Here is an 11,799-nt window from a genome sequence, read left to right on the forward strand (position 1 = left end):
ACTCTCTCGATACATGGAAATTCAGGATTATGGCGTGTGCCGTCTCAGTGTCGTGCCCGTACGGGCGGGCGCTGCCGACCAGTCGGAACAGGTGACACAGCTTCTCTTTGGCGACCACTACGAAGTGCTGTCGCAGGCCGACGACAAAAAATGGATCCGCATTCGCGTCCACTTCGATCAATACGAAGGGTGGATCGATGCCCGCCAACATCACACCATCTCGCACGACTATTTCGAGTATCTGAACCGCGCCGAGTTCAAGATCACCACCGATATCACCACCAGCATCCTCTACAACAAAAGCCCGCAGATCATCCTGATGGGCAGCATGATCCCCATCTCCAGTTCGGAGCTTTTCAAAATGGAGGAACAGTTTGCCTTCAACGGCGAGGCCAAAAACCTGGGCCAAAAGCGCGAGTTCGAATTCATGAGAAGCGCCGCCATGAAATACCTGAACGCCCCCTACCAGTGGGGTGGCAAAAGCCCGTTCGGTATAGACTGCTCCGGCTTTGTGCAGATGGTTTTCAAGGTCTGCGGCTTCCGGCTTTTCCGCGACAGCAGTCAGCAGGCCAACCAGGGCAAGTCCGTAAAGCAATTCGGCGACAGCCGGCCGGGCGACCTGGTCTTTTTCAAGAACAAGGAAGACAAGATCCACCACGTCGGCATTTTGCTGGAAGAAGACAAGATCATCCACGCCTCCGGGCGTGTGCGGATCGATCACCTGAACGACGAGGGAATCTTGAACGTGGAGACAAAGATCTATACCCACCAGTTCTCGCACATCCGCCGCATCCTCACCGATTAAAGCTGCCTCGGGCAACCCGTGGAGCTTGCCTGGACGTTCATCGGCGGGTACCTTCCATTTGCGGTGCAATCCGGTTGCCGGCGGGTTAAACTTCGCATGGGCGCGTTGTTTGGTAGCTAGATTGGTTTTATCTTACCATCGCGAAACAACGTAAAACACACGTTTTCCGCCGTATCGGGAAGTCTCTACTAAACTTTTTTTCAAATGAACAGTAGGGTATTGGTGCTGAATCAAGATAACAGTCCGCTGATGGTTTGCTCGGTGGAACGGGCCTTTATTCTCGTGTTCCTCAACAAAAGCGAAATGGTGCGCCCAGCAAACGGGCACCGTTTGCATTCGGTGACCCAAAGCTTTCCCATGCCCTCTGTGATCCGGTTAAACCGCTACGTAAACGCCCCCTACAAGGGCGTTAATCTTACCCGGCAAAACATATTCAAGCGCGACAACTTCGAGTGCCAGTATTGCGGCACCCGTCGCGATCTCACCATCGATCACGTGCAACCCCGCGCCAAAGGCGGCACCGACACCTGGACCAACCTGGTGACGGCCTGCAAAAGATGCAATGCCAAAAAAGGCGACTACACCCCGGAAGACGCCGAGATGCCCCTGCGCAAAAAACCGTATAAACCTTCTTACGCCATCTTCCTCAAAGACCACATGAATGGTCAGGCCGGGGAGTGGGATACTTTTTTAAACGGCCATCATAGTCATTGACATTTTTCAACCATCATGTTTAATCTTCAACGCAAAACTGCAGTCATTACAGGAGGAGGGAGCGGCATCGGTCAGGCGATCGCCAAATTATTTGCCGCCCAGGGAGCCCGTGTTTTTATTCTCGAACTGAATAAATCCACCGCCGACGAAACCGTAAAAATCATCGAAGCCGCCGGCGGCAAAGCCACCGCATTCGCCGTGAACGTGGCCGACCAGGATCAACTGAAAAATACCATCGCCGTCATCAGCCAGGAAGCCGGACGCATCGACATCCTGGTGAACAGCGCCGGCATTTCCCACATCGGCAAACTGGAAACCACGTCGCCCGAAGACATGGATCGCATCTTCCAGGTCAACATCAAGGGGGTGTACAACGCCATGTATGCCGTGATCCACCAAATGAAAAGACAAGGTGGCGGCGTTATCCTCAACCTGGCCTCGGTGGCATCAGGCCTGGGGTTATCCGACCGGTTTGCCTATTCCATGAGCAAAGGCGCCGTATTGAGCATGACCCTGTCGGTGGCGAAGGACTACATCAAAGACAACATCCGCTGCAACGCCATCTCGCCGGCGCGCGTGCACACGGCCTTTGTCGACAATTTCCTGGCCAAGAACTATCCCGGGCAGGAAACCGAAATGTTCGACAAGCTCTCCAAGACCCAGCCCATCGGCCGCATGGGCCGTCCCGATGAGATTGCCGCCCTGGCCTTGTATTTATGTTCGGATGAAGCGTCATTTGTGACCGGCACCGACTACCCGATCGACGGCGGGTTCATAAAATTGAATACCTGATCGCACGCACACGGAGCCTGCGCGACAGTGAAAAGAAATAGCTTATAAAATTTAAGACATGAAACTTTTAAGATTTGGAGAGCCGGGAAAAGAGAAGCCCGGCGTGTTGGTGAACAATGACATACTCGATGCCTCTTCGTTTGGCGAAGACTTTGGCGAGACCTTCTTTGAAACCAATGGCCTGCAACGTTTTTCCACCTGGTTAAAACAAAACCAGGGTTCCCTTCCCAAAGTAAAACCGGGTGTGCGCCTAGGCCCCCCGTTCACCCGGCCCTCGAAGATCATTTGCATCGGACTGAACTTTGCCAAACACGCAGCCGAATCCAACATGCCACTGCCGGTAGAACCCATCATCTTCTTCAAAGCCACCACCGCCATCGCCGGTCCCAACGACGACGTGGTCATTCCGCCCAAAAGCGTGAAGACCGACTGGGAAGTGGAACTGGCCGTGGTCATCGGCAAGAAAGCATCCTATGTAAAAGAAAGCGACGCGCTCAACTATGTTGCCGGCTATTGCCTCCACAACGACTACAGCGAACGCGAATATCAACTGGAGCGCAACGGTCAATGGGTGAAAGGCAAAAGCTGCGACACCTTCGCGCCCCTCGGCCCCTACCTCGTCACACCCGACGACGTGGGCAATGTGGATAGCCTCCGCATGTGGCTGAAAGTGAACGGCAAAACCATGCAAGACGGCAACACCGACGACATGGTCTTCAAAGTACCCTTCCTGGTGAGCTACCTCAGCCAGTTCATGACCCTGCTGCCCGGCGATGTGATCTCCACTGGCACACCCGCAGGCGTCGGCCTCGGCTTCAAGCCACCCATTTATCTGAAACCCGGCGACGTTGTCGAACTGGGCATCGAAGGCCTGGGCGATCAAAAACAAACCGCCCGCGGCTAATCCATCAAACCCGCCACTACAACCAAAAACCTTAACCGAATATGCCGATCCTGAACACAGACACCGTGCGTGTAGAGCAAAACGGAACGTCGACCAAGTCCTACCTCGTCCCTTTTATCCTGGTGACCAGCCTGTTTTTTCTCTGGGGCCTGGCCAACAGCCTGAACGGGACGCTCATCAAACACTTTCAAACGGCCCTGAACCTGAACCGGGCGCAGGCCGGCATCGTGGACTCGGCGTTCTACATCGGCTATTTTGTGATGGCCTTGCCTGCAGGTTTTCTCATGAACCGCATCGGCTATAAAAAAGGTATATTGATTGGATTGTTTCTCTACGCCATCGGTGCGTTCATCTTCTACCCGGCAGCCGAGATCAGGGTGTACAGCCTGTTCCTCTTTGCCCTGTTCATCATCGCTTGCGGGTTGGCTTTTCTGGAAACGGCGGCTAACCCCTACGTTACCGTGCTTGGAAACCCGGCCACGGCAGATAGTCGCATAAATTTCTCACAGTCGTTCAATGGGTTGAGTATCATCCTCGGTCCCATCATCGGCAGCCTTTTCATCTATTCAACAAAGGAATACAACAACGACATGTTGAATGAAATGCCTTTCGAACACGCGGAGGCTATCCGCATCGCCGAAGCGCAATCCGTGCAGATGCCCTACCTCGTGCTGGGCGGCATCGTGTTGTTCGTGGCGATCTTATTTGCCTTCACCAAGATGCCCGAAATATCATCCGACGGAGAAAAGAACGCTTCGTTCAAAGGCATTTTTCGTCATCGCCACCTCGTGTTTGGTGTGATAGCACAGTTCTTTTATGTGGGAGCACAAGCTTCCCTGTGGGGCTATTTTGTGGATCTGAAACTGGGATTGTCAAAGCTGCACAATATTCCGCTGGTGGAATGGCTCTACCCGATCACCACCGAGTCCACATCCACGGCGATTGCTAGTTTCCATGCCTCGTTTGCACTGGCATTGTTTATGGCGGGACGATTTGTGGGCACCTGGCTGCTCACCAAATTCAAGGCACATAACCTACTGGCTGCCTATGCCGCAGCGTGCATGGTACTGATCGGCTACGCTTTGGTAGGCGAGGGGCTTTCCGCCATTATCGCCATCACCTGTGCCTATTTCTTTATGTCCATCATGTTCCCCACCATCTTCGCGTTGTCTATTAAGAATCTGGGCGACCAGGTGAAGTTGGGTGCGGCGCTGGTCATCATGGCGATTGTGGGAGGTGCCGTGTTGCCACCGCTCACGGGCCTGTTGTCGCAAGGCAACATGCAGCACGCGTTGTATATTCCGCTCTTTGCTTTTGGCGTGATCTTCTTGTTTGGTCTCCGTGGATATAAAGTGGAATGGTGGTGGTAAAGTAATTGCCTGCCACTCAAACGCTTATTTTAGAGGGGGAATAATAATATAGAAAATGATCGATCTATCCCTATCTTCAGGGATGTGAAGGGTACCGTTTTCAAATACACCGTTATTCTCCTGTTCGGGATGGCCACCGGTTTTACCGCCCTGGCAAACTCCGTCGACTCCACTTTGTACAAAGAGGGCAGGGCTTGGGCTGAGCGCGATGAAGAAAAAAGCTTTCGCCTGCTGGAGAAGGCCATGCACCAGGCGCAGGACCGCCAGGAAACGGAATTTCATATTCTGTGTGTGATCACCCTGTCTAAACTGGATTTTGAAGGCAACCCGGAACGCCAACGCCACATCCTCACGTGGATCGACCAGGCATTAAAAGAAGCAACAGCACTACGTCAACAAAGAAACATAGCGCTCTTGCACATGTCGGCCGCCTTGCTGCAAAATGAGGCCAACCATTTCTACGACTCCACGCTTTACCACTACGAGTTCGCCCAAAAGATCCTGACCACGCTGTACGGAGAATGGAACGACCTCGTGGCCGCATGCTATCATGGGCGCGCGGACATGTATAAGTACTACTTATTCGACTACGAAAAAGCCGAGGCACTCTACGAAAAATCGCTGCAGATCCGGGAACACATCCACTGGAAAAAGGAGGCCACCTTTGCCCAGCTTTATTATAACCTGGCCACCACCAACCGTTCGCAGCAGGACTACGAAAAGGCCATCGCCTATGGCATCAAAACGATCGAAATGGTGAAGCGGATAAACAACCCCGTGTTCCTGGAACGATGCTACGACATCGTTGCCAACATTTACCGCGACATGGGCGAGACCAAACAAGCGCGCGTCTATTATCAGCAGGCCATCAGCCTGAACCCGAAAAATCGTAACAGCCCTCAGCAGCAGACCTGGCAGCTGGCTTGGCATTACCAAGGACTGGCGAAGTCGTTTGACGAAGACTCCCTGTTCGATGCGGCCATCGTCAACTTCTCCAAGGCACTTGACATCTACCGGAAAACCCACAACGACAACATCCTGCTCTATTCGGAATGTCTCTTCAACACGGCCCTGGCCTACCAGCATCGTGGCGATAACGCGCGCGCACTGGATATGTATCGGCAGCGCATTCTTTCCGTAAAGCACATGAACATGGGGAAGGAGCGGATCATGGCCGAATCCTACGTTGGGTTGGGCGACTATTTCAGGGCAACCCACAACACCGACTCCTCCATTTTTTATTATCAGAAAGCCCTGACCGTCTCCGCCACCGGGTTTACCTCCATGCGCTACGACGTCAACCCAACCCTGGAGCAGGTTGGCCTCCACTATTTCGTTTACTGGATCTTGAGCAAAAAAGCCGAGACCCTCACCGCCCTGTATGAAACAAAAAAGGATGCGCGCTACCTGCGCCAGGCCCTCGCATGCCTCATGCTTTCCGAAAAATTAATGACGCAAGGACGCAACGCGCTCGACATCGAAGAGTCCAAATGGAAATTCCTCGACTCCAACTTCCATCTCTACGAACAGATCGTGTCCACCCTCCACACGATGATGACCCTGCAACCCAACGACTCGTTGCTGGACCTTGCCTTTCACTATTTCGAGCGCAGCAAATCCTATACCCTCAACAGCGCTCTGGGCAAAGCCGAACGCGACCGCAAGATCAATGTGAACGACGCCACCTTCCAAAAATACAATGCCCTCACCCGTGACCTGTTCACCGCCCAAGATAAGCTGAGCCGCGAAAAGGATAAGGATCACCCCGACGAAAAGAGCATCGACGCCATGCGCCAGGAGGTGGTGCGTCTCGACCGCAACATACAGGCCATCAAACCCCAACTGGAAGAAAAATATCCCGGCTATTTCACGGTGACCAGCGAACCACCCGTCCCCTCCATTCAACAGATGAAGAACTTCCTGGAAAAAGAGAACGACGTCATCATCGAATATTTTTGGGGCAACCGGTGGGTCTACGGCCTCGCGCTCGAGAAAGACCACGCCTCCTTCAAACGACTGGGCCGTGTCGATAGCCTGCAGACGAACGTCCAAAACCTGCTGCAACATTTTGCCGACGAGCATTCCAGCATCAGCCAGGAAGTGTTCACAAATTTTTCGGTGAACGCTTATGCCTTGCACCAACGCCTGGTGGCGCCCTTTGGAAAAATGATCCAACCCAACCAGCGGCTGCAGATCATTCCCGACGGCCTCATCAGCCAGATCCCTTTTGAAGTACTGCTCACCGAACCATCCCAACCCAGCCCGGTCAACTACCGCGCGGCACATTACCTCATCCGATCCCACCGGGTGGGCTATGCGTACTCCTCTTCAACCCTGTTGAACAAAACCAAACGCCACACGCCCAACCCTGCCATCCTGGCCATGGGCTTTACGGGCGGCAAGCGCCTACGGGCGGCAGCGGAGCCGCTAACAGAGATCGAAGGCGCCGAGAAAGAACTGGAAGCATTGGAGCGGCGTTTCAACACGGGAAAATTTTTGTCGGGCCCGGAAGTGACCGAGGCAAACTTCAAAACGCTCGCGCCCGCGTATGACATCATTCACCTCGCCATTCACGGAAAGGGAGACGCAGAACAAAACTATTCGTCCAGTTTATTTTTCCGAACGAAGTCCGATTCGCTGGAAGATGGCGAGCTGCATGCCTATGAATTGTATGGGCTAAAACTGAAAGCAAACCTGGCTGTGCTCAGTTCCTGTGAATCAGGATTGGGGAGGGCCTACAAAGGCGAAGGCATGATCAGCATGGCCAGCGCCTTCGTGTTCTCCGGGTGTCAGAACATTTTGATGAGCTTGTGGAAGGTGAACGACCAGGCGGCCGTTTCGCTGATGGATAATTTTTACGGCGGGCTGCTGACGGGAGAACGCATCGATGAGGCCCTGGCCCAAGCCAAGCTGGACTACGTGGATCATGCCGATGAAATTACGGCGGATCCCAAAATATGGGCGCCACTCGTCGCTTATGGAAACCTGGAACCGGTCTTTCAAAAAGACAGGAGCAGGACCCTGTTCGCCGTGCTGGGCGCATTCATGGTCCTGCTCGTGGGGTACGCGGCGTTCCGGAAATTCAGGTCGCGCTATTAGAGTGCTTGTTTTACTTTCGGGGGCGGCGCGTCGCCGTTCAGGGAAGTGGCGTAGCTGATATTGAAGACGGCCGGACTGTTCTGTTTGAACGATACTTTGGTGATGGTGCGGGCATCTTTCTTCTTTACTTTCTCCAGCCGGTCGATAAAGCTGATCATATACTGAAAGAAGGCTTTCAATTCTTTCGGCTTCAATATTGCCTCGCCTTTGTCGAAGATCCGTCCGTAGGGATTGAGATCCAGTTCGATCTCCAGGCATTCGTCGTAGATCATGGGCTTGTCGCTCTTGGCGTGTGCCGCGGTGGCCTTGTGATACAATACAGCCCCGGGATTTTCTTTTTTGGCTTTTCTGAGGGCCTCGTTGCTTTTCTTGTGTGCATTCACCTTCAGATTGAACTCGATGAAGTTCTTGGCATGCGAGATGTCTTGTTTTGTGAGAGTCATGATACAGAAATAGTTAAAAGTGGGCTATAGGTTTACTTTACTTTCTCCAATAATTCCCGGGCTTTCGACGCATACGAAATATCAGTCTCTCCTAATTCCCTTAATATTTTCCGTGCTTGCTCCATGTCGCCGGTTTTCAGGTAGCACAGGCTCAGGTACCACTTGGCCTGAAGGTCCAGCGAGTCGAATTTGTCGTTTAAGGTAATAAAATTCTGTTTAGCTTCCTCCACCCGGCCCACCATTAAATTGGCATTGCCCAACAACATCAACACGCCGGGGTCGGGATGCTCTTTATATAAGGTCCCCAGTTCGTCGGCGGCCTTGCTATAGTTCCCTTGCTCATAGTCCTGGAAGGCCTCTGAATGACGGGGCGTGGTTTGTTCGCCGCGCACCGTGGGGTCGAACACGTTGGGGTAGGGGGTGAAGTAACTCTGAAAGAGTTGCTCGGGGTCGTTGGGCCGCGAGAGCATGACGGCAAGGGTAATGAGCACTCCCGTGATGGCGGCGGCCGACAGGTAATACCATTTTCGCGACGTAGTGGCTATGGGCTCGCGCTCCATGGCTGCCTCTAACGATTGCAGGTAGCCCAGGTTGTTTTTCAGACCGTCGTGGCGTATGGCCATGATCAGGAGTTTCTCCCGTTCATACAAAGCCTTAAACGGTTCGTCGTCTTTGACGCGCTGCATCAGTTGCTCGCGCTCGGTCGCGTTCATTTCTTCATCGAAGAACTTTTCGAGCAACAAGATGTCGTTTTCATTGGTATCCATGCGGAACAACGTTTTGAGGTTTTGTCATTTCTATATCAAAGATCTTGCGCAGCCGTGCCATGCATTTGCACTTCTGATTTTTGGCCGTTTCCGGGTTCTTGTATTGCATGGCCGTGGCGATCTCGGTGATGGTTTTCTTTTCGTAGTAGAACATCTCCACCAGTTTCTGGCAAGGCTGGCCCAGTTTCTCCAGCGCGGTCTTGGCCAGTTCGAAAACAGATTCGTCTGTGCCCTGGGAAGTATCGTCGATGAGATATTCCTTCAGCCATTTTTCCTGGTTGATGGGGGTGTATCGTTTTTCCTTGCGCATATTTTCGAGGGCTATGTTTTTACCGATCCCGAACAAGTAGGTCTTCACACTGCTGACCAGGTGCTCCAGCTTCCCCTGCTTGATGTTGTCATGAAAGATGAGAATGGTGAGTTGATAGATGTCCTTACAGTCGTCTGATGAACAACGGTATTCCTTGCCGATCCATTGAAGGAATTCCTGCCGGTATTCCTCATAGATCCATGCTAGCTCGGCTTGACCCCCGGACCGTATTTTTTCTATGATTTCACTTTGCATCATCTTTAGCGCACTTAATGTGGAGCAAACGGATTTGTAACCCAGGTTAATGTATTTTTTTCACTCCATGGCTCAAAAGAACTAAAATTTGAAACAATTAATATAGCAATTTTCAAGGAATGTGATTGAATTGCAAAAGTTTAGGAGGGTTGCCGGGAAAAAAGGCGACCGCTCTATAAAGGACCACCCAAGGCCAACCCGGCAACCGCCGGGCAAACCAGAGACCGCCGCTTTTCTCCCGCGGAACCACGCGACCAGAAAGACGCCGGTCGCACCAAAAGGCGGTTGCAGGATGTTTCAGGGCACGATTTTGAGACGCGTTTGGAAAAAAAATAAAAAAAATCTGAACGCATGGGTTACATCCGGGGTGGTTTATCATGAAGAGGCAAAACACCTAACCATTTAATGTTATGAGCTCCCTCACCATGAAAGAAAAAGAAGTTTTGGCCCTCATCTCTGCCGGACTTACGACGAAAGAAATTGCAGCGCACCTGAGCATCAGCCACCACACGGTGGAAACCCATCGCAAGAACCTGCTGAGAAAAAGCGAAGCCAAAAATTCAGCGCAGTTGATACAGAAGGCTTATGCGCAACAAATGATTACTGTCTAGAAAAAGAACTGGTTTAAATGGCTTTAATCCGGAAAACTTTAATCTGACCGTTAGCTGAAGAATCTTAACGTTTACTGCTAAGAAATCGGTTGTGTGCTAGTTCTCCCTAAAAAAAAACCTCATGTTGGGCTCTGCGGGCTTGAGATAATCAAGCCCGCTTTTTTTGTAAATAATTATACCGATCGGTATAATTATTAAAAATCACGTATCTTTACCGCAGTTTTCACAACGCAGGGCCGACCGCCCCCTTTCCGGCAGGGGAGGGAGGCGCCGTGGGCCTACTATATTTTTTTGCGCCGGAAAAAACGCCATTGTAGTTTCGCGGGGCATTTGGTGAGAGCCGCCATGCCCTAACTAAAAAAGTAGACTTGTAACAAAATGAAGAACATGCAACCACGAAGAGTAGTCGTTACCGGGCTGGGCGCCCTGGCACCCCTGGGTAATTCCATTCCGGAGTTCTGGAACAATCTGATTGCCGGCAAAAGCGGTGCGGCCCTCATCACCCGGTTCGACACATCGAAGTTCAAGACAAAGTTTGCCTGCGAGATCAAAGGCTATGATCCCAAAGATCACTTCGAGAAGACCGAAATACGCAAGATGGACCCCTTCACCCAATACGCCCTGGTGTCGAGTGCCGAAGCCCTGAAAGACTCCGGCCTCGATCTCGACAAAGTGGACAAAACTCGCGTGGGCGTTATATGGGGGTCCGGCAACGGAGGCTTCTACACCTTTCAACAGGAAATGATCGAATATGGCCGCGGCGACGGCACGCCACGCATCAACCCCTACTTCATCCCCAAAGTGATCGTGGACATCGCCTCGGGATGGATCTCCATCAAGTATGGTTTTATGGGCCCCAACTTCAGCACCGTGTCGGCTTGCGCCACCTCCACCACGGCCATCATCGATGCCATGAATTATATCCGCTGGAACAAAGCCGACATCTTCGTAACCGGCGGCTCGGAAGCGGCCATAAACGAAGCCGGCATTGGCGGTTTTGGTGCCATGAAAGCGCTCTCCACACGCAACGACGACCCCCAGACCGCGTCACGCCCCTTCGATGTGGGGCGCGATGGATTTGTGATGGGCGAAGGCGCCGGCGCGCTGATCCTGGAGGAATACGAACACGCCAAACGTCGGGGCGCGAGAATATATGCCGAGGTAGCCGGCGGCGGCATGTCGGGCGATGCCTATCACTTAACGGCCACCCATCCCGAAGGCGCCGGTGCGCTGTTGGGCATGAAGTGGGCCCTGGAAGATGCCGACCTCAAACCCGAAGACGTAGACTACCTGAATCCGCACGCTACCTCCACACCGGTCGGTGACGAAAGTGAGATGAGAGCGGTGAAAAAATTCTTTGGCGACCACGCCTCCAAAATGCACATCAGCGCCACCAAGTCGGCCACCGGCCACCTCCTGGGCGGCGCAGGTGCGATAGAATCCATCATCGCCATCAAAGCCGTCCACGAGGGGGTGATTCCTCCGACGATCAACACAGAACACCTGGATCCGGATCTGCCGCAGGGTTTGAACATCGTGCTGAAAGAAAAAGTAGTGAAGCCGGTGAATGTGGCGATGAGCAATACATTCGGTTTTGGCGGACACAACGCTACGGCTGTGTTTAGAAAAATTTCCTGAGAGTAATAAGTAATTTCACTGGAACAATTCTCCAGCGATGAGCTGCATTTTTTCGACGCTGTTCATGTCGTAAAGATGCAGCTACATTTTT

The 11,799-nt window shown here is 52.5% G+C and carries 11 protein-coding genes; 8 read left to right on the forward strand and 3 right to left on the reverse strand.

Annotation, left to right across the window (positions count from 1 at the left end; genetic code table 11):
- The first annotated feature begins 13 nt into the window (after positions 1-13).
- From BUB30_RS22385 to BUB30_RS22410, 6 genes are all read left to right on the forward strand, one after another.
- A complete protein-coding gene (locus tag BUB30_RS22385) occupies positions 14-805 on the forward strand; it encodes a C40 family peptidase (protein ID WP_073138379.1) in 792 nt (263 codons plus the stop codon).
- Positions 806-1,009: 204 nt separating this feature from the next.
- Positions 1,010-1,519 (forward strand): HNH endonuclease, encoded by a 510-nt coding sequence (locus tag BUB30_RS22390; protein ID WP_073138380.1) that lies wholly within the window; start codon positions 1,010-1,012, stop codon positions 1,517-1,519.
- 15 nt (positions 1,520-1,534) lie between these two features.
- Entirely contained in the window at positions 1,535-2,311 is a 777-nt protein-coding gene (locus tag BUB30_RS22395; RefSeq protein WP_073138381.1) for an SDR family NAD(P)-dependent oxidoreductase, read from the forward strand.
- 58 nt (positions 2,312-2,369) lie between these two features.
- A complete protein-coding gene (locus BUB30_RS22400; RefSeq protein WP_073138383.1) occupies positions 2,370-3,215 on the forward strand; it encodes a fumarylacetoacetate hydrolase family protein in 846 nt (281 codons plus the stop codon).
- 41 nt (positions 3,216-3,256) lie between these two features.
- Positions 3,257-4,585 carry an L-fucose:H+ symporter permease gene (fucP, locus tag BUB30_RS22405; protein ID WP_073138384.1) on the forward strand — a complete coding sequence of 443 codons (1,329 nt, stop codon included), beginning with the start codon at positions 3,257-3,259 and terminating at the stop codon, positions 4,583-4,585.
- A gap of 84 nt (positions 4,586-4,669) precedes the next feature.
- Entirely contained in the window at positions 4,670-7,684 is a 3,015-nt protein-coding gene (locus BUB30_RS22410; RefSeq protein WP_073138385.1) for a CHAT domain-containing tetratricopeptide repeat protein, read from the forward strand.
- Here the strand turns inward: BUB30_RS22410 and BUB30_RS22415 are convergent.
- Genes BUB30_RS22415 through BUB30_RS22425 form a run of 3 tightly spaced genes read right to left on the reverse strand, consistent with a single transcriptional unit; the run spans position 7,681 to position 9,462 of the window.
- Entirely contained in the window at positions 7,681-8,127 is a 447-nt protein-coding gene (locus BUB30_RS22415; RefSeq protein WP_073138387.1) for a hypothetical protein, read from the reverse strand. The genes BUB30_RS22410 and BUB30_RS22415 overlap by 4 nt on opposite strands.
- A 32-nt stretch (positions 8,128-8,159) precedes the next feature.
- Complete coding sequence (locus BUB30_RS22420) at positions 8,160-8,894, reverse strand: tetratricopeptide repeat protein (RefSeq protein ID WP_073138389.1); 735 nt, start codon at positions 8,892-8,894, stop codon at positions 8,160-8,162.
- On the reverse strand, positions 8,881-9,462 hold the full coding sequence (locus BUB30_RS22425) for an RNA polymerase sigma factor (protein ID WP_073138391.1): 582 nt from the start codon (positions 9,460-9,462) through the stop codon (positions 8,881-8,883). Before BUB30_RS22425 ends, BUB30_RS22420 begins: the two co-directional genes overlap by 14 nt.
- A gap of 407 nt (positions 9,463-9,869) precedes the next feature.
- Here BUB30_RS22425 and BUB30_RS22435 point away from each other — a divergent pair, with 407 nt between their 5' ends.
- Both BUB30_RS22435 and fabF read left to right on the forward strand, forming a co-directional pair.
- A complete protein-coding gene (locus tag BUB30_RS22435; RefSeq protein WP_073138395.1) occupies positions 9,870-10,070 on the forward strand; it encodes a LuxR C-terminal-related transcriptional regulator in 201 nt (66 codons plus the stop codon).
- A gap of 387 nt (positions 10,071-10,457) precedes the next feature.
- Complete coding sequence (gene fabF, locus BUB30_RS22440; protein ID WP_073139635.1) at positions 10,458-11,708, forward strand: beta-ketoacyl-ACP synthase II; 1,251 nt, start codon at positions 10,458-10,460, stop codon at positions 11,706-11,708.
- The last annotated feature ends 91 nt before the right edge of the window (positions 11,709-11,799 follow it).

It is taken from the genome of Chryseolinea serpens, from assembly GCF_900129725.1.
Lineage (GTDB): Bacteria > Bacteroidota > Bacteroidia > Cytophagales > Cyclobacteriaceae > Chryseolinea > Chryseolinea serpens.